Source organism: Tropicimonas sp. S265A (genome assembly GCF_049800835.1).
Classification (GTDB): Bacteria; Pseudomonadota; Alphaproteobacteria; order Rhodobacterales; family Rhodobacteraceae; genus Dinoroseobacter.
This window is the reverse complement of record NZ_JBNAFU010000002.1, coordinates 114,101-133,316: the sequence shown is the minus strand read 5'-3', so window position 1 is coordinate 133,316 and position 19,216 is coordinate 114,101. Positions and strand designations below refer to the sequence as shown.

Genomic DNA, 19,216 nt, shown 5'->3' with positions numbered 1-19,216 from the left:
GTTGGAGGCATTCGGGTTATCGCAGGCCGAAGCTGCGACTCACCCGCATTTGGAATGCCCGCAGTCCATGCAGGTCTTGCAGCCTTCGACCATCTGCAGGGCATAGCTCCCGCAGCTAGGGCAGGCCGCACCGCGCGGAGCCTCGCCCACGGCCATCACCTCGGCTTGCGGATCGGTTTTCAGCCCCATCCCCTCGCCTTCGATAAAGCCGATATCAATCATGTGCCGCTCTATCACGCCGCCAATGGCCGCCAGAATGGACGGCACATACTTGCCCTCCATCCACGCCCCACCGCGCGGATCGAACACGGCCTTGAGTTCTTCAACCACGAAGGACACATCGCCCCCGCGCCGAAACACTGCCGAGATCATCCGTGTCAGCGCCACGGTCCAGGCGAAATGCTCCATGTTCTTGGAGTTGATGAACACCTCGAACGGCCGCCGGTGGCCATTCATCACCACATCGTTGATCGTGATGTAGATCGCATGATCGGTCAGCGGCCACTTCACCTTGTAGGTCTGACCTTCGAGAGCTTGCGGACGGTTCAAAGGCTCCGAGATATAGACCACGTCTCCGTCCAGATCCGCGTCGGAAACGGCTTTGACTTCCCCCGCCTGCGCAGATTTGTCTTCTTCTTTGCTCGAAATACTCAATACCGATCCGGTCACCGCATTTGGGCGGTAGGTGGTGCAGCCTTTGCACCCGGTGTCCCACGCCTCCATATAGACGGTCTTGAAGTCCTCGAAGCTGATGTCTTCGGGGCAGTTGATGGTTTTGGAAATACTAGAGTCGACCCATTTCTGCGCCGCCGCCTGCATGCGCACATGGTCAAGCGGCGCAAGCGTCTGGGCGTTGACGAAATACTCCGGCAACTCCGCATCGCCGAACTTCTCCCGCCACAGGTTCACGGCATAATCGACCACCTCTTCCTCGGTGCGCGAGCCATCCTTCTGCAGGACCTTGCGGGTGTAGGCATAGGCAAAGACCGGCTCGATGCCTGAGGAAACGTTGCCAGCATAAAGGCTGATCGTCCCCGTCGGCGCGATGGATGTCAGCAGCGCATTGCGGATGCCATGTTCGCGAATGGCCTCCCGCACATCGTCATCCATGCCCCGCATCGTCCCACTGGCCAGATACGCATCCGCGTCAAAGAGCGGGAAGGCACCTTTCTCGCGTGCCAGATCGACCGACGCCAGATACGCGGCGCGGGCGATCGCGTGCAACCAGCGCTCGGTCTGACGCGCCGCCTCCTCAGACCCATAGCGCAACCCGAGCATCAGCAGTGCATCGGCCAGCCCCGTCACGCCAAGCCCGATCCGCCGCTTGGCCTGCGCCTCGGCCGCCTGCGTCTCCAGCGGGAAGCGCGACGCATCGACAACGTTGTCCATCATCCGGACCGCCGTGCGCACCAGATCATCCAGTGCCGCCTCATCGAGTGCGGCGCTCTCCTCAAACGGGGCGCTGACCAAGCGCGCGAGGTTCACCGACCCCAGCAAACACGCACCGTAAGGCGGCAGCGGCTGCTCCCCGCAAGGGTTGGTCGCGGCGATCGTCTCGCAGTAATTCAGGTTGTTTGCAGCATTGATCCGATCGATGAAAATGACGCCCGGTTCGGCGTACTCGAAGGTCGCGCGCATGATCCGGTTCCACAAGTCCCGTGCCTGCACGGTCTTGTAGACCTTGTCACCAAAGACCAGGTCCCACGACCCATCCGCCTTCACCGCCTCCATGAACGCGTCCGTGACCAGCACGCTGACATTGAACATCCGCAGCCGCGCGGCGTCGGACTTCGCGTCGATGAAATCTTCGATGTCCGGGTGATCACAACGCATCGTGGCCATCATGGCCCCGCGCCGCGAGCCTGCGGACATGATCGTGCGGCACATCGCGTCCCATACATCCATGAAGCTCAGCGGGCCCGACGCATCGGCCGCCACCCCGCGCACCTCCGCGCCCTTTGGCCGGATGGTCGAGAAATCATACCCGATCCCGCCGCCCTGTTGCATGGTCAACGCGGCCTCTTTCAGCATCTCGAAAATGCCGCCCATGTCATCCGGCACCGTTCCCATGACAAAGCAGTTGAACAGCGTCACGCTGCGGTCCGTACCCGCGCCTGCGGTAATCCGCCCGGCAGGCAGGTATTTGAAATCCGCCAACGCGTTGTAGAACTCACCTTCCCACGCGGCTGGGTCTTTCTCCACCGACGCCAGCGCGCGGGCGATCCGCCGCCACGTATCCTCGACCGAGGTATCCACCGGCGTCCCATCCGCCTCTTTCAGACGGTATTTCATGTCCCAGATGGCCTCGGAGATGGGCGCGGCAAAGCGTGTCATGGCAGCAGGTCCTTTGAGGAATTTGGTGCGAGAGCAGGACTTGAACCTGCGTCCTCTCCGCCGTACGCTGTCCCTGCGTCCACAGAGGTACCGTACTAGGAAGCGGAGTGCTCTATCCTACTGAGCTAGCTCGCATAAGACCGGTCGACAAATTTCAAGCGAGTCGACCGGTCTATAGTCTAGTTCGAAACACCGGTTTTCCACAACAGGTTGCAGCGCAAGCTCAGAAAACTACGATATACGGTGTAGTCGACATGCCCGCTGTGGGCGAATCTGTGGATAAGTGCGGGGAAGCGCGGTGGACAAGACGGTACATCTGATCAAGCTTTGCGTCGGCGCCGAAAAGGTCGAAGACCTGCTGCACTGGCAACAGCAAAACCGCGCCAAGAACGCCGAAGGGTTGCCCGTCCACGTCACCCGCATGTGGCCAAAACGCGAGGCCGAGATCCTCAACGGCGGCTCGCTCTACTGGGTGTTCAAGGGCGTGGTCCTGGCGCGCCAGCCGATCCTGCGCCTGGATGAGGTGACGGGCGCCGATGGCATCCGCCGCTGCGCGATTGTGCTGGACCCGAGCGTCACCCGGACCGAGGCCGCCCCGAAACGCCCCTTCCAAGGCTGGCGCTATTTGCCTGTCTCGGACGCCCCCGCCGATTTGCGCAGCCAATCCCGCCGTGAAGAGGCACTGCCCGCAAAACTGGAGATGGCCCTGGCCGAGATTGGCGTGCGCTGACCAAAAACCCCCTTTCTTTGGGGTTTTTCCCGCGCGTCCGGCTGCAGAAACCGAGTATGAAAATCAGATGACAAGGGTCGTTTTCGTTGACTCGATTCAACAAAAGTTGATATCTTATTAACGTTAGCAGTGGTGCCTTTTTGTCGGTGCCCTTTTTCAAGTTGCCCACTCAGTCGGGCTTTTTTTCTGGAGGCATTCAACATGCTCTATAGAACACTTGCGACCTCCGCCTTGGCGGTCATGGTCGCAACAGGCGCAAACGCGCTGACTGTGACCCCAACCGAAGACGCGACGACACTCGCGAACTCTATCCTCGGAACAGGTGTAACAATCTCGAGCGCGACCTACACCAGCAACGACGGGGTGAACAACCTCTCCGCTGGTGGGTTCTCGGATGGCGGCGTGATCGGCATCAGCGACGGGATCATCATCACCTCTGGCACGGCGGCATCTGCTGTCGGACCGAACTCGGCGGACAACACCTCTGGCCCGGGCAGCCAGTCATCGCTCAAGATCGAGTTTGAAACTCAGACAGGGGACCTGTTCTTCAACTACGTGTGGGCGTCGGAAGAGTACAACGAGTTCGTGAACTCCTCGTTCAACGACACGTTCGACTTCCTGCTCAGCGGTCCGGGCATCACCGGGACAGAGAACATCGCGCTAATCCCCGGCACCAACCAGCCGGTTGAGATCGACACTGTGAACAACAACGTGAACTCGCAGTTCTACAACGACAACGATTTCGGCGATTTCGGCGGCAACCCGCCGTTCGACATCGAATATGACGGGTTCACCGATGTGCTGCTGGCCTCGGCAACCGGCCTGACCATCGGCGAAACTTACACGCTTGAAATGATCGTCTCCGACACTGGCGACTCTGCGTTCGATTCGGCCGTATTCATTCAAGGCGGTACCTTCGGTGGTCAGCCGCCCACTCCGAACCCGGGCGTCGTTCCACTGCCGGCCTCTGCGCCGCTGATCCTTGCGGGTCTTGGGGCACTGGGCCTTATGCGCCGCCGCAAGAAGTCGTAAGACATATCGACATCTGATACACGAAGGGGGCGTTCGTCAGAGCGCCCTTTTTTTCAACACGAAGCGACAAGAAGAAGACCACACCATGCGCCTGCCAGCCCTCCTGTCCGTTGTCCTTGCGAGTTCCTGTTTCGCCCTGCCCGCAGTTGCGGACACCACGGACAAGACCTGCCGGTTTCTCGAAGTGATCGGATCGAACGATGGCGCAAGCGTGTCTGCCATGCTGGATGACATCGCGCCGAACTTCTCGGCAGAACGGCGCTCGTCGGCGTCCCAAAGCCTCGAAGCGCTTGTATCCTCCCCCATTTTCAATGGCGGGAGCGCATGGCGCATCGCTGCCCTCGGCAACGACCTCGAAGAGCATCTCGTCATTCTGCGGCTCACCGAAGGGGAGGTCGCAGGCGGTCGCCTTCGGTACGAATGGTCGCCGGACGGACTGGCGCTCGTCAGCCTCGAATTCCAGCGCCAGTATGCCGAATACACGAGCGCCGGGTTTCTGATGACGCCCGAGCCAATCACCTGCGGCAGCTAACGCCGCGTACCGCAGGTCAAGCGGTCTCAACGCGTTTCTTCGCAAGGACGCGGCGCCTGCCGCGACACGGCAGTTGACGCCGGTGGTTGCGGTCTTCTGCTAGCCCACCGCAACGTTGTCGATCAGCCGCGCCTTGCCCAGCTTGGCCGCTGCGAAAACGCGAGCGGTTCCCGGGTTCGGGCGTTCCTGCGCAGCAAGGGTTTGCGCGTCCCGACATTCCAGATAATCGACGGATGAAAACCCCGCCTCGATCAGCGCGCGCGCGGATGCCTCGCACACGCCTGCAGCCCCGTGCCCGCGCGCGATCTGGGCGGCCGCATTGCGCAGCGTCCGGTTCAGAACAGGCGCGATCTCGCGCTCAGCCTCGGTCAGGTAGACATTGCGCGAACTCAGGGCCAGCCCGTCGGCAGCCCGCACGGTCGGCACGCCCACGATCTCTGTCGGGAAGTTCAGATCGCGCGCCATCTGGCGCACGACAGCCAGTTGCTGCCAGTCTTTCTGGCCGAAATACGCGCGGTCCGCCGCCCCGAGATTCAGCAACTTCGCCACAACCTGCGTCACCCCGTCGAAATGCCCCGGACGGGTGGCCCCGCACAAATGGTCGGTCAGCCCCGACACCCGGACAGTGGTCGCAAACCCGTCCGGATACATGATGTCGCGCGTTGGCGCGAAGCAGACATCCACCCGATTGTCGCGCAGCAATTGCAGGTCCGCATCGAACACGTCCGGATACGCATCCAGGTCTTCGGATGGCGAAAACTGCGTTGGATTCACGAACACCGTTGCAATGACGTGGGCACATTCCTCGCGCGCGGCCTGAACCAGCGCCATGTGCCCGGCATGCAGCGCGCCCATGGTCGGGACCAACCCGATGCTTTCGCCCGCCCGCCGCCACGTGCCCTGCAACATGCGCAGTGTCGCCACATCGCGGATCACTTCAGTCATCGGTCGCCCTCATGGATGACCCCTTCCGTCAAGTCCCGTTCCAGGAGCGTGCCAAGCGCTCGCAGCGCGGCCTGCTCCGCAGCGCCCCACTCCGCTGTGCGCGAGGCAAACAGCGTTGCCTGCGAACGCAGGACCGGCGCGCCCTTGAGGACCTTAAGATGGTTGGCGCGCAATGTCTCGCCCGTCGAGGTAATGTCTGCGATTGCCTCGGCCGTAAGGTTGGCCACGGTACCTTCGGTCGCCCCCTGACTGTCAACCAGTTGGTAATCGGCCACGCCGTAGCCGCGCAGGTGGGCGTGCACGAGCGCATGGTATTTCGTTGCGATCCGCAGCCGGTGCCCATGGGTGCGCCGAAACTGCGCTGCCACCGCGTCCAGATCATCCAGTGTTTCGACGTCGACCCAGGATTTCGGCACGGCAAGCACCAGGTCGGCATGGCCAAACCCCATCTCGTCGATCCGGGTGATCCGCATCCGCCAGTCGGCGATCTTCTCCTGCACCAGGTCGGTGCCGGTCACGCCCATGTGAATCCGACCCGCCGCCAGCTCGCGCGGGATCTCCCCGGCTGACAGCAGCACGAGCGAGATACCGTCGACCCCTTCCACAGCGCCGGCATATTCCCGGTCGGACCCGGCCCGGCTCAGGTGCAGGCCACGTTTGCCGAACCAGTCGAAAGTCTTGTCCATCAGCCGCCCCTTGGACGGCACACCAAGCTTCAGGCTCATGAGGCGCCCTCCAGATCGGCGACCAGCCCGGCACGGATGATCCCGCCCACCGCCGGAATGGCCCGCCCCTGCCCCAGCACAGCCGTCAGCGCGTCGTAGCGCCCTCCAGAGGCCAGTGGCGGCATGTGCGGCCGCCGTGGCGCGTACAGGCCGAAAACGAACCCGTCGTAATACTCCAGCGAGGCACGCCCATAGGTGCCATCGAACTCCAGCGTGGACACATCCACGCCCTGCGCCCTCAACGCCTCCAGCCGCGCCTCCATCCGGTCCAGCGCCGGTCCCACGGCCGGCAGGTCCACCGCCAGGTCCCGCAGATGCTCCAGCGCATTCGGTGCGGTTTCGCGCAGGCGGGTGATATCCTCGACCACCTGCACCTGTGCGGGCGGGATCGGAGCAGCGTGCACATCCTCTCGCAGTGCTTCAAGCCGTGCGGCAATCTCGGTTGCTGCGCGCACGCCCTGCACGGGGCCCGCGGCGGCAATCATGGCATCCGCGCCCTCCGTCTCGACTGCGGCGACCAGCTCTGCCCGTCCCGAAGGCTGAGGCGCGCGCCCGCCAAACCGGTCCAGCAAGGCCCGGAACCGCCGGGGCCGCCAGATGTGCCGGGCCAGCGCCACCTTGCGGCGCTCCGTCGTCTCCAACCCTGCGACCGCCGCCTGCAAGATCCCGATATCCCCGATCGTCGCGCGCAGGTCGAGCGTGCCCAGCAGCCCCCGGATGGTCGTGAAGACCTCGGCATCCGCGGCCGCCGGGTCGGTGCCATCAAACACCTCGTAGCCCACCTGCAGGAACTCGTTGGGCCGGTCCGTCCCCGCCAACTGCTTGCGAAACACCTCGCCCGCATAGGCATAGCGCGCAGGCTCCGCACCGCCGGTCATGTGCATCTGAACGACCGGCACCGTGAAATCTGGGCGCAGCATCTGTTCGCCCTTGATCGGATCATTGGTCACGTAGGCCCGGTGGCGGATATTCTCGCCATAAAGGTCCAGCAACGTTTCCGCCGGTTGCAGCACGTCCGCCTCCACCGGCTGCGCGCCGCCAGCGACAAGCGCCTCCAGCAGCCGCGCCGCGACTTTGCGATGGGCCAGAGTCACGGTCATGGCTCAGGCGTCCCCGTTCAGGATCTTGCGCACTTCCGCCACCAGATCGTTCCGCGCGATCTCGCGCTGCGCAGGCTGCGCTTTCCATTCATCCAGACTGGCGCTTTCGGCAATCTTGGCGCCCAGGATCAGGTCCTTGATCTGAACAACGCCGCTCTCCGCCTCGTCCGAGCCCTGAATGATGGCCACCGGCGCGTTGCGCTTGTCGGCGTATTTCAACTGGTTGCCGAAGTTCTTGGGGTTGCCCAGATACATCTCGGCCCGGATGCCTGCATTGCGCAACTCCGACACCATGGATTGATAGGCCGGGAGCCGGTCGCGATCCATCACGGTGACGATCACTGGCCCCGCCTCAGCGCCCCCCAAGCGCCCCTTCATCCGCAGTGCCGCGAGCAAGCGGTCCACCCCGATGGAGATACCCGTCGCGGGCACCGCCTGCCCGGTAAAACGCCTGACCAGACCGTCATAGCGCCCGCCCCCCGCGACCGAGCCGAACTGGCGCGGACGCCCCTTTTCGTCAAGGATCTCGAAGGTCAGCTCGGCCTCGAAGACGGGGCCAGTGTAATATCCCAGCCCGCGCACGACGGATGGGTCGATCACTGCGCGGTCCGCCCCATAGCCTTGCGCGTCCATCAGGTCCGCGATGGTCTCCAACTCGGACACGCCCGCTTCGCCCGTCTCCGACCCGCGCACCAGATCACTCAGAACGGCGCAGGTCTGCGCCCCGGTGTCCCGCCGGGCTGCCATGAACGCCATCACGCGGCCGGCCTGATCATCGGACAGGCCCGCGCCTTTGGTGAAATCGCCGCTTTCATCCTCGCGCCCGCCGCCAAGCAGCGCACGCACGCCGCCCTCTCCCAGCCGGTCCAGCTTGTCGATGGCGCGCAGGACGATCCCGCGTTCCGCTTCGAACTTCGACGGGTCAGCGGGGTCGAGCACGCCCGCAACCTCCATCACGCCATTCAGAACCTTGCGGTTGTTGATCCGCACGATGTAGTCGCCACGCTCGATCCCAACGGCCTCCAAAGCGTCCGACAGCATCGCGCACACCTCGGCATCCGCTGCCACTGAAGGCGCGCCCACCGTGTCCGCATCGCACTGATAAAACTGCCGAAACCGCCCCGGTCCCGGTTTCTCGTTGCGCCAGACAGGCCCCATCGCATAGCGCCGGTAAGGGCTCGGCAGATCATTGCGAAACTGGGCTGCCACCCGCGCCAGCGGCGCGGTCAGGTCATAGCGTAGCGCCAGCCAATCGGCGTCTTCTTCCTGCCAGGCAAAGACCCCTTCGTTCGGGCGGTCGACATCCGGCAGGAACTTGCCCAGCGCCTCGACCGTCTCTACGGCAGAGGTTTCCAGCGGATCAAACCCGTAGCGATGATACACCTCGGCAATCCCATCCAGCATGATCTTGCGTTCGGTCACATCTGCGCCGAAATAGTCGCGAAACCCCTTGGGCGTGACCGCCTTGGGACGCGGCGTTTTCTTGGGTTTTGCCATCTTGCGGGCCTCTCGGGTCAGTTGGCGCAGCCTTTACCGCGCCGGGCCAAAGGGGGCAAGGTGCAGCCGGTGTTCCGGATCGGAGGAAAGAGACGATGGCAGATCAGGCGCTCGAAGAACGCATCGCGCATCTGGAAAAAACCGTGGATGAGCTGTCGGCGATGCTGGCGGCCCGCGGGGTTGAGATCGACCAGCTTCAAGCCCGCGTCACTCGCCTGATGGCGCGTGAGGCCGAACGCGATGCCGAGGGCACAGGCGGCGTCATCCTCGGCGATGAACGCCCGCCCCATTACTGATCACGCCAGATTTCTGTGGATAAATCGGATGGCCGGTTTTCCGTCGCCACCGACCATCCTATCGTTCGGGTCATGAGCAGCTCACCAAAATTCGTTCACCTGCGCGTCCACTCGGAATACTCGCTTCTCGAAGGGGCGGTTCGGCTGAAGAAAATGCCGGACCTCGTGGCCAAGGCCGACATGCCCGCTGTGGCCCTGACCGACACCAACAACATGTACGCCGCGCTGGAATTTTCCGAAGGACTGTCCAAGGCCGGTATCCAGCCCATCCTCGGATGTCAGGTGGATATCGCCTATGACCCGCCTGCACCGGGGGAAAAACCGCGCGACCCTGCCCCGCTGGTTCTGCTGGCCCAGACCGAGGCCGGGTACGAAAACCTGATGAAGCTCAACACCTGCCTTTATGTCGACAAGGGCGGGCAGCTTCCACAGGTCACGATGGACGAACTGGTCGCCCATAGTGGCGATCTGATCTGCCTGACCGGAGGCCCTGACGGCCCGCTGGGGCGCCTGATCCGGGCAGGGCAAATGCCCAAGGCGCGCGACTTGCTGCAAACGCTGTCGCAAGCCTTTGCCGATCGGCTCTACGTGGAATTGCAGCGCCACCACGGCGATGCCGGCCTGCCCGAGGCCGAAGCGATCACAGAACCTGCGTTCCTCGACCTCGCCTACGAGATGGACCTCCCGCTCGTGGCCACCAATGACGTCTATTTCCCGAAATCGGACATGTACGAGGCGCATGATGCGCTGATCTGCATCGCCGATGGCGCCTATGTAGACCAGTCACAACCCCGCCGCCGCCTGACCGCCCAGCACTGTTTCAAGTCGCAATCCGAGATGGTCACGCTCTTTGCCGACTTGCCCGAAGCGGTCGAAAACACAGTCGAGGTCGCCCGTCGCTGCGCCTTCAAAGCCTACAAGCGCGACCCGATCCTGCCGAAATTCGCGGATGACGAGGTGCAGGAATTGCGCCGTCAGGCCAATGAAGGCCTGCAGGCGCGGCTCAAGGTCATCCCGCACGCCGCCAGTGTCGAAGAATACCAGAAGCGCCTCGATTTCGAACTCGACATAATCGAGGGCATGGGCTTTCCCGGCTACTTCCTGATCGTGGCCGACTTCATCAAATGGGCCAAGGACCATGACATCCCCGTGGGCCCCGGGCGCGGTTCCGGGGCGGGCAGCCTTGTCGCCTACGCGCTGACGATCACCGATCTGGACCCGCTGCGCTACCAGCTTCTGTTCGAACGCTTCCTGAACCCGGAACGGGTCTCCATGCCCGACTTCGACATCGACTTCTGCATGGACCGCCGCGAAGAGGTGATCCGCTACGTTCAGGAAAAATACGGGCGCGACAAGGTCGGTCAGATCATCACCTTCGGCGCACTTCTGTCCAAGGCCGCCGTGCGCGACGTGGGCCGCGTCCTGCAGATGCCCTATGGGCAGGTCGACCGGCTCAGCAAGATGATCCCGGTCGAAGGCGTCAAACCGGTCTCCATCGAAAAGGCGCTGGCAGACGAACCGCGCCTGCGGGAGGAGGCAAAGTCCGAGGAAGTCGTCGACCGCCTTCTCAAATACGGCATGCAGGTCGAAGGGCTCCTGCGCAACGCCTCCACCCACGCCGCCGGTGTGGTGATCGGAGATCGCCCGCTCGACGCGCTCGTCCCGCTGTATCAGGACCCGCGGTCCGACATGCCCGCCACCCAGTTCAATATGAAATGGGTCGAACAGGCGGGGCTGGTGAAATTCGACTTTCTGGGTCTGAAGACCCTGACCGTGATCCAGAACGCCGTTGATCTGATCCGGGCAGGCGGGCGCGACCTGCACACCGGGCCTGACGGGACCGAGCTTTATGTGCCCGCAACGGGCACGGAAAACGATATCAACGCCATCCCGCTCGATGATGAAGGCACCTACAAACTTTACGCCTCGGCCCAGACCGTTGCGGTGTTTCAGGTGGAATCCACGGGCATGATGGACGCGCTGCGGCGCATGAAACCCACCTGCATCGAAGATATCGTGGCCCTCGTCGCGCTTTACCGTCCCGGCCCGATGGAGAACATTCCGACCTATTGCGAGGTGAAAAACGGGCTCAAGGAGCGCGCTTCGATCCACCCGCTGATCGACGACATCCTCGAGGAAACCCAAGGCATCATCGTCTATCAGGAGCAGGTGATGCAGATCGCGCAGGTCATGGCGGGGTACAGCCTTGGAGGCGCCGACCTTCTGCGCCGCGCGATGGGCAAAAAAATCAAGGAAGCGATGGACGCAGAGCGTCCAAAATTTACCGAGGGCGCCAAGAAAAATGGCGTCGATGACGCCAAGGCAAAGGAAGTCTTTGACCTTCTTGAGAAATTTGCAAACTACGGCTTCAACAAATCTCACGCAGCGGCCTACGCCGTGGTCAGCTACCAGACGGCCTGGCTGAAGGCAAATCACCCGGTGGAATTCATGGCGGGTGTCATGAACTGCGACCTGCACCTCACCGACAAGCTCGCTGTCTACGCTGAGGAGGTTCGCCGCGGCCTTGGGATCGAGATTGTGCCCCCTTGCGTGAACCGCTCGCAGGCGACCTTCAGCGTCGACAAGGGCAAGGTCGTCTACGCGCTCGGGGCCCTCAAGAATGTCGGGGTGGAGGCGATGCGGCTCGTGGTCGACGGGCGCGGCGACAAGCCCTTCGCGACCCTCTTCGATGTGGCCCGCCGGGTGGACCTGAAACGCGTGGGCAAGCGCCCGTTGGAAATGCTGGCCCGCGCGGGCGCCTTTGATCAGCTCGATCCGAACCGCCGCCGTGTTTTCGACAGCCTCGATGCGCTTGTGGCCTACTCCGCCGCCATCCACGACCAGCGCGCTTCGGCGCAGGTGTCTCTCTTTGGGGAAGCCGGGGAGGATTTGCCCGAGCCGCGCCTCTCGAAGGCAGAGGATTGGTTGCCCGCCGAACGGCTCGGCGAAGAACATAAGGCCATCGGCTTTTACCTGTCGGGCCATCCGCTGGACGACTACATGGTGGCGCTGAAACGGCGCGGGGTTACCACGCTGGAAGATTTGCGCAAACGCGTCGAAGACGGCCCGGTCGTCGCAAAGCTCGCCGGGGCGGTCGCCGGACGGCAGGAGCGTAAATCTGCCCGCGGCAACCGTTTTGCGTTCGTGCAGGCCTCCGACCCGACAGGGCTTTACGAGGTCACGGTTTTCTCCGACACGCTGGAGGCCGCGCGCGCCCATCTCGAACCCGGCACGAATGTGGTCCTGACCGTAGAGGCGACGCTCGAGTCCGATCAGCTCAAATTGCTCTGCCGTGGGGCAGCGCCGGTGGACACAGCGGTGGCCGATCCGAATGGCGGAGGGGGCGGGCTGCGAATTTTCCTCGAAGAACCCGGCGCAGTGCCGTCCCTCAAAGGCTTGCTCGACCAGTTAGCCAATGATCCGAGCCAGAAGGCGCGCGGGCCGATCCTTGTCTCCCTGCGCGCGCCGGACTTGCCGGGAGAGGTCGACATTGCCCTTGGAGACCGCCTTCCGGTCAGCCCCCAAATCAAAGGCGCGATCAAAAGCCTGCAAGGCGTGAGCTTCGTCGAAGACCTCTGACGCGGCCCTTCGGCGCGCAGCCCCAACGCCCAAAAACCAAGCACCTGCCCCAAGCCGGGCAGAAATCGGCGACAAGTGCCTTGCCAAAGCGAAAAAGAGCCGCTTTCCTGAGCGTTGCGACAGGAGCCGCGCAGTCTACGCCGCATCGACTGCGCCACCGGCTCAAAACCGGACACTGGTAACGCGGCAGGCATTTTAGATGGATGTAACGTTTCTTCTGAACGGAGAGACCGTGCGCGTGACAGACGCGCCGCCCACACGAACCCTGCTTGACTGGTTGCGCGAGACACGCGGCCTCACCGGCACAAAAGAAGGCTGCAACGAAGGCGATTGCGGGGCGTGCACGGTCATTGTCACCGATGCCGAGGGCGCGCGTAGCTACAACGCCTGCATTCTGTTTCTGCCGCAACTGGCGGGCAAGGCCGTGCGCACCGTCGAAGGTGTGTCCGGCCCCGATGGCACACTTCACCCGGTGCAAGCTGCGATGGTGGACCATCACGGCTCCCAATGCGGGTTCTGCACGCCGGGCTTTATCACCACCATGGCCTGCGCCCATCTTAACGGGGCCACGGATCACGCCGATCAGGTCGCTGGCAATCTCTGCCGCTGCACCGGCTACGCGCCCATTCTGCGCGCCGCCGAAGCCGCCGCCAGCCAGCCGGTCCCCGACTGGATGGCAGAGCCAGTCTTGCCGGATGCGGGGGAGGACACGACAGCAAGTGAGGAGGCGGGCGTGGCCCGGCCACGCTCCTCCGACGCGCTTGCCACATGGTATGCCGCCAACCCCGACGCGACCCTGATCGCGGGCGCGACCGATGTCGGGCTCTGGGTCACGAAATCCCTGCGGGACCTCGCGCCCGTCGCCTTTCTCAACGGTTGCGAAGATCTCACATCGATCGAGACCACCGACACGCACTGGCGCGTCGGCGCGATGACCTCCATCACCGACCTTCTGGATCTCGTGCGCGACGACTACCCAAGCCTTGCCGAGATGCTCCGCCGTTACGGCTCCGTGCAGGTGCGCAATGCCGCCACGCTCGGCGGCAACATCGCCAATGGCTCGCCCATCGGGGACAGCCCGCCGCCGCTCATCGCCCTTGGCGCGACCCTGCACCTGCGCCACGGAGATACGCGCCGCGACCTGCCACTGGAGGACTTCTTTCTCGACTACGGCAAGCAAGACCGCGCGCCCGGCGAGTTCGTGGAGGCGGTGACGATTCCGCGCGGCCAGACTGCTCTCCGGGTCTATAAACTCTCCAAACGGTTCGACCAGGACATCTCCGCCGTCTGCGGCGCGTTCAACCTTACGGTCGCAGACGGTGTGATCACAGACGCCCGCATCGCCTTTGGCGGCATGGCTGGCACACCGAAACGCGCAAAAGCAACAGAAACCGCCCTGCAGGGCTCTGCGTTCACGGTTGCGGATGTCCAGCCCAAACTCACCCATCTGGCCGAGGATTTCTCGCCCCTGTCGGACATGCGCGCCTCGGCGGCCTACCGGCTGCGCACGGCGCAGAACATGACACTCCGGTACGTGCATGACCTGTCCGGGATGCCGGTTTCGGTGCTGGAGGTGACCCCGTGAGCGTGCACAAACCCCTCGCCCATGACGCGGCGCCGCTGCATGTCACGGGCCAGGCCCGTTACGTCGACGATATTCCAACACCCGCAAACGCGGTGCACCTGGCCTTCGGGCTGAGCGAGATCGCGCATGGCACGATCACTGCGATGGACCTTGCGCCCGTGCGCGCGGCCCCGGGGGTGCTCGCGGTCCTGACCGCCGAGGATCTGCCCCATCACAACGACGTCTCCCCAACCCCGCTGGAAGCAGAACCGATGCTCGCAGAAGGGGAGGTTAAATATCTCGGCCAACCCATCTTCCTTGTCATCGCGGAAACCCATCTGGCCGCGCGCAGGGCCGCGCGGCTGGCCGAAATCAGCTATGCGGAGAAACCCGCGCTCCTGACCATCGACGACGCCCTGGCCGCAGGCGAGATTTTCGAAGACGCCCCGCGCCACTATACCAAGGGGGACGCCGCCGCGGCGCTCGCCAGCGCGCCGCAGGTAATCGATGGCCGAATGGAGATTGGCGGGCAGGAGCATTTCTACCTCGAAGGGCAGGCCGCCCTCGCATTGCCGCAGGAAGGCGGCGACATGATCGTCCATTCCTCCTCCCAGCATCCGACAGAGATCCAACACAAGGTGGCCGAAGCGCTGGGGCTTCCCATGAACGCCGTGCGGGTCGAGGTCCGGCGCATGGGCGGCGGGTTCGGGGGCAAGGAAAGCCAGGGCAACGCGCTGGCCTGTTCCTGTGCGATTGCCGCGCAGATGACCGGCCGCCCGGCCAAGATGCGCTATGACCGCGATGACGACATGACGATCACCGGCAAGCGCCACGAGTTCCGCATCGACTACAAGGTCGGGATCACACCCGAAGGGCGTATTCTGGGCCTGATCTTCGAACAATACTGCCGCTGCGGCTGGTCGCTGGACCTCAGCCTGCCGGTGGCCGACCGCGCGATGCTGCATGCCGACAATGCCTACCATCTTGAGCATGTCTCGATCCGCTCGCACCGGCTGCGGACCAACACCCAGTCCAACACCGCGTTCCGGGGCTTTGGCGGCCCGCAGGGCATGGTCGGCATCGAACGGGTGCTGGATCATGTCGCCCATGCGGTCGGCCGCGACCCGCTGGAGGTGCGGCGCCTCAACTACTATGCCGCGTCGGCCGCACCTGCGGGAGCCTCCGGCGGAGGTATTTCAGCACAAAAGAAACAGACCACACCCTATCATATGGAGGTCGAGGACTTCGTGCTGCACGAGATGACGAACGCGTTGCTCGCCTCGTCCGACTACACCGCGCGCCGCGCGGAAATCGCCCGCTGGAACGCCGAGAACCCGATCCTGAAACGCGGGATCGCGCTGACACCGGTGAAGTTCGGCATCTCGTTCACGCTGACCCACCTCAATCAGGCCGGCGCGCTCGTGCATGTCTACCAGGACGGCTCCATCCACATGAACCATGGCGGCACCGAGATGGGGCAGGGTCTGTTCCAGAAGGTGGCGCAAGTGGCCGCCAGCCGCTTCGGCGTCGGGCTGGACCGGGTGAAGATCACCGCAACCGACACGGCAAAGGTGCCCAACACGTCTGCCACCGCGGCCTCCAGCGGATCGGACCTGAACGGCATGGCGGTGAAAGCTGCGTGCGACACCATCCGTGACCGCATCGCCGAGTTTCTGGCCGAGGAGCATCAGGCCGATCCGGCCTCCGTCCGCTTCGAAGGCGGGCGCGTGCATGTGGGCGGTGCGGACTATGCGTTCGAGGAGGCCGTGCACAAGGCCTACATGGCGCGCGTCAGCCTGTCGGCCACGGGGTTCTACAAGACGCCCAAGATCGTGTGGGACCGAATCCGGGGTACGGGTCGCCCGTTTTTCTACTTCGCCTACGGCGTGTCGGTGACGGAAGTGATCCTGGACACGCTGACCGGCGAAAACCGCATCGTGCGCACCGACATCCTGCATGATTGCGGCGCCTCGCTGAACCCCGCGCTCGATATCGGACAGATCGAGGGCGGCTATGTTCAGGGGGCAGGCTGGCTGACGATGGAGGAGTTGGTCTGGGACGCGCGCGGCGCGCTGCGCACCCATGCCCCCTCCACCTACAAAATCCCCGCTGCGGGCGACACGCCGTCCGTGTTCAACGTGGCCCTGTGGGACGGGGTCAACCGCGAAGATACGATCTATCGCTCCAAGGCCGTGGGCGAGCCGCCCCTGATGCTGGGCATCTCGGCCCTGATGGCGCTCAGCGATGCGGTCGCGGCCTGCGGCGATGGCACGGTCTACCCCGCACTTGACGCGCCGGCCACGCCCGAGCGTCTGCTCTGGGCCATTGACCGGGTGCGCGCATGAGTTTTGACCGCGCCGCTCTGGCTGAGGCCATCGCCGAACATGGCCCCGTGGCGCGGGTCGTCGTGGCGGACATCAAAGGCTCCGTCCCGCGCGAGGTGGGGGCCGCCATGCTCGTCTGGCCGGACGGCCAAGCCGGCACCATCGGCGGCGGGGCGCTGGAGTTCGAGGCCGCCAGAAGGGCGCGCGCGGCCCTCAGTACCGGCAGTGACCGGTTCGACCAGACCCCGCTTGGCCCTGCGCTTGCCCAGTGCTGCGGTGGCGCGGTCGCCGTGTTGACAGAGGTTTGGGATACTGCCCGTCTTGACCGGTTGCCCGACGGCCCCGTGGCCCGCGCCACGCCCGGCGCTGACGGGACGATGCCACTCAGCATGCACCGGCTGCTGTCGCAGGCCCGGGACCGCGGCGTTCCGATCACGCCCACCCTGCGGGACGGCTGGTTCATCGAGCCAACACTGCATCCCAGCACGCCGGTCTGGATTTACGGCGCTGGCCATGTCGGGCGCGCCCTGGTGCATACACTCTCGCCATTGCCCGATCTCGCGCTCACATGGGTCGATACCGGGCTGGAGAGGTTTCCGCCCATCGTGCCGCCACAGGTCACGGCCCTGCCCGCCCCCGATCCGGCTGCGGCCGCCACAACCGCGCCGCCCGATGCGCACCATCTGATCCTCACCTATTCCCACGCGCTGGATCTCGACTTGTGCCACCGGCTGCTTGGGCAGCCTGCCGCCGCCATCGGTCTGATCGGGTCGGCGACGAAATGGGCCCGTTTCCGCAAGCGCCTTGCGCAGCTGGGCCACGCCCCCGCCCAAATCGCGCGCATCACCTGCCCCATCGGTGATCCGCGCCTTGGCAAACACCCCCAGGCCATTGCGATCTCCGTGGCATCCCGCCTACTATCTGGGCAAAAGACCGGCGCGCAAAGCCACGCGCCCGCGCAAAAGGGGACACGCGGATGACAACGCTGCTGACGGTCGCAGGGCTGACCAAGGCCTATCCCGGCGTGGTGGCCAATGACGATGTGTCGTTCTCCATCGACCCCGGCGAGGTACACGCGCTGCTGGGCGAAAACGGTGCGGGCAAGTCGACACTGGTCAAGATGATCTACGGGCTCGTGCGTCCCGACGCAGGCGGCATGACCCTGTCGGGTGCCCCCTTCGCTCCGGCTGAACCCCGGGCCGCGCGCGCCAGCGGCGTGGCGATGGTGTTCCAGCACTTTTCCCTGTTCGAGGCGCTGAGTGTCGCCGAAAACATCGCGCTGGGGATGGAAGACCCGCCCAGGATGGGTGATCTGGCCGCGCGCATCACCGAGGTGTCCAACGCCTATGGCCTGCCTTTGGACCCTGCGCGCCTCGTCGGTACGCTCAGCGCGGGCGAACGCCAGCGGGTCGAAATCATCCGTTGCCTTTTGCAGGACCCCAAGCTCCTGATCATGGATGAACCCACCTCGGTCCTTACCCCGCAGGAGGTCGACATCCTGTTCGCCACCCTGCGCAAGCTGCGCGATGAGGGCACGGCAATCCTGTATATCTCGCACAAGCTCGAAGAAATCCGCGCGCTCTGCGATGCGGCCACGATCCTGCGGCTTGGCAAGGTGGTCGCCACCTGCAACCCGCGCGAGAAATCCGCGCGCGAGTTGGCAGAGATGATGGTGGGCAAGACCCTCCAGCAAACCAAATCCGCCGGAAACGAGATGGGAGCGCCGGTCCTGACCGTCTCGGGCCTGTCGCTGCCGCCTGCGTCTGCCTTCGGCACGCCGCTGACCGACATCTCGTTCGAGGTCCGCGCGGGCGAGGTGCTGGGGATTGGCGGGGTGGCCGGCAACGGGCAGGACGAATTGCTCGGCGCGCTCTCCGGCGAACGGCGCTCGGGCGATCACGTGTTCCTGAACGGCACCCCGATCAGCCGCCTTGGACCAAGCCAACGCCGCCGCATGGGCATCCTGTCGGGTCCCGAAGAACGGCTCGGCCATGCCGCCGCCCCGGATATGAGCCTGATCGAAAACGCCCTGCTGACCGGGTCGATCCGTGAAGGACTGGCCAGAAACGGGTTTCTCGACTGGCCCCGGACCCGCGCCTTTGCCGAAAAGATCATCGAGACCTTTGACGTGCGCACCCCGAACGCCCAGGCCGCCGCGCGCGCGCTCTCCGGCGGCAACCTGCAAAAGTTCGTCATCGGGCGCGAGGTTCTGCAACGCCCCGAAGTGCTCGTGGTGAACCAGCCCACCTGGGGTGTCGATGCCTCCGCTGCCGCCGCGATCCGGCAGGCGCTGCTGGATCTGGCCGCGCAAGGCACCGCCGTGGTGGTGATCAGTCAGGACCTCGACGAATTGATGGAAATCTCAGACACGTTTGCCGCCCTCAACGGCGGCAAGCTCAGCGCCAAGGTCCCCGCTGCCGGCCTCACGGTGGACCAGATCGGCCTGATGCTGGGCGGCGCCCACGACATGGAAGCCCCCGCTGAAACACCACCGGAGGCCGCACTGCATGCCTAGACCTGCCCGCTCATCCACGTCCGCGAATATCCCGGCCGGAGGC

14 protein-coding genes and 1 tRNA gene are annotated in these 19,216 nt (G+C 64.3%); 9 read left to right on the top strand and 6 right to left on the bottom strand.

Annotated features, from left to right (window positions below):
* Positions 1–39: 39 nt before the first annotated feature.
* Both ACP15N_RS08240 and ACP15N_RS08235 read right to left on the bottom strand, forming a co-directional pair.
* A complete protein-coding gene (locus tag ACP15N_RS08240; protein ID WP_425091759.1) occupies positions 40–2,334 on the bottom strand; it encodes an adenosylcobalamin-dependent ribonucleoside-diphosphate reductase in 2,295 nt (764 codons plus the stop codon).
* Positions 2,335–2,359: 25 nt separating this feature from the next.
* Positions 2,360–2,469, bottom strand: a tRNA-OTHER gene (locus ACP15N_RS08235).
* Positions 2,470–2,632: 163 nt separating this feature from the next.
* Between ACP15N_RS08235 and ACP15N_RS08230 the strand changes: the two genes are divergently transcribed.
* From ACP15N_RS08230 to ACP15N_RS08220, 3 genes are all read left to right on the top strand, one after another.
* Complete coding sequence (locus ACP15N_RS08230) at positions 2,633–3,064, top strand: DUF1489 family protein (RefSeq protein ID WP_425091758.1); 432 nt, start codon at positions 2,633–2,635, stop codon at positions 3,062–3,064.
* Between the two features lie 201 nt (positions 3,065–3,265).
* A complete protein-coding gene (locus ACP15N_RS08225; RefSeq protein ID WP_425091757.1) occupies positions 3,266–4,096 on the top strand; it encodes a choice-of-anchor L domain-containing protein in 831 nt (276 codons plus the stop codon).
* Between the two features lie 85 nt (positions 4,097–4,181).
* Complete coding sequence (locus ACP15N_RS08220) at positions 4,182–4,628, top strand: hypothetical protein (RefSeq protein WP_425091756.1); 447 nt, start codon at positions 4,182–4,184, stop codon at positions 4,626–4,628.
* Between the two features lie 99 nt (positions 4,629–4,727).
* Here ACP15N_RS08220 and panC read toward each other — a convergent pair whose 3' ends face one another.
* Genes panC through hisS form a run of 4 tightly spaced genes read right to left on the bottom strand, consistent with a single transcriptional unit; the run spans position 4,728 to position 8,895 of the window.
* Positions 4,728–5,573, bottom strand: a complete 846-nt coding sequence (gene panC, locus ACP15N_RS08215) for a pantoate--beta-alanine ligase (RefSeq protein WP_425091755.1) — start codon at positions 5,571–5,573, stop codon at positions 4,728–4,730.
* Positions 5,570–6,298 (bottom strand): ATP phosphoribosyltransferase, encoded by a 729-nt coding sequence (gene hisG, locus ACP15N_RS08210; protein WP_425091754.1) that lies wholly within the window; start codon positions 6,296–6,298, stop codon positions 5,570–5,572. The genes panC and hisG overlap by 4 nt, the downstream gene beginning before the upstream one ends.
* The gene (locus tag ACP15N_RS08205) at positions 6,295–7,398 is read right to left on the bottom strand and encodes an ATP phosphoribosyltransferase regulatory subunit (protein WP_425091753.1); all 1,104 of its coding nucleotides are present in this window, start codon (positions 7,396–7,398) and stop codon (positions 6,295–6,297) included. The genes hisG and ACP15N_RS08205 overlap by 4 nt, the downstream gene beginning before the upstream one ends.
* A 3-nt stretch (positions 7,399–7,401) precedes the next feature.
* Positions 7,402–8,895, bottom strand: coding sequence for a histidine--tRNA ligase (gene hisS, locus ACP15N_RS08200; protein WP_425091752.1), 1,494 nt, complete (start codon positions 8,893–8,895; stop codon positions 7,402–7,404).
* A 95-nt stretch (positions 8,896–8,990) separates the two neighbouring features.
* Between hisS and ACP15N_RS08195 the strand changes: the two genes are divergently transcribed.
* From ACP15N_RS08195 to ACP15N_RS08170, 6 genes are all read left to right on the top strand, one after another.
* The gene (locus ACP15N_RS08195; RefSeq protein ID WP_425091751.1) at positions 8,991–9,191 is read left to right on the top strand and encodes a SlyX family protein; all 201 of its coding nucleotides are present in this window, start codon (positions 8,991–8,993) and stop codon (positions 9,189–9,191) included.
* 72 nt (positions 9,192–9,263) lie between these two features.
* Positions 9,264–12,770: a DNA polymerase III subunit alpha gene (gene dnaE / locus ACP15N_RS08190; RefSeq protein ID WP_425091750.1), complete on the top strand. Its 3,507-nt coding sequence runs from the start codon at positions 9,264–9,266 to the stop codon at positions 12,768–12,770.
* Between the two features lie 199 nt (positions 12,771–12,969).
* Positions 12,970–14,355 (top strand): xanthine dehydrogenase small subunit, encoded by a 1,386-nt coding sequence (gene xdhA, locus ACP15N_RS08185; protein ID WP_425091749.1) that lies wholly within the window; start codon positions 12,970–12,972, stop codon positions 14,353–14,355.
* Positions 14,352–16,679 (top strand): xanthine dehydrogenase molybdopterin binding subunit, encoded by a 2,328-nt coding sequence (gene xdhB, locus ACP15N_RS08180; protein WP_425091748.1) that lies wholly within the window; start codon positions 14,352–14,354, stop codon positions 16,677–16,679. The genes xdhA and xdhB overlap by 4 nt, the downstream gene beginning before the upstream one ends.
* A complete protein-coding gene (gene xdhC / locus ACP15N_RS08175) occupies positions 16,676–17,638 on the top strand; it encodes a xanthine dehydrogenase accessory protein XdhC (protein ID WP_425091747.1) in 963 nt (320 codons plus the stop codon). Before xdhB ends, xdhC begins: the two co-directional genes overlap by 4 nt.
* Positions 17,635–19,173, top strand: a complete 1,539-nt coding sequence (locus ACP15N_RS08170; protein WP_425091746.1) for an ABC transporter ATP-binding protein — start codon at positions 17,635–17,637, stop codon at positions 19,171–19,173. The genes xdhC and ACP15N_RS08170 overlap by 4 nt, the downstream gene beginning before the upstream one ends.
* The last annotated feature ends 43 nt before the right edge of the window (positions 19,174–19,216 follow it).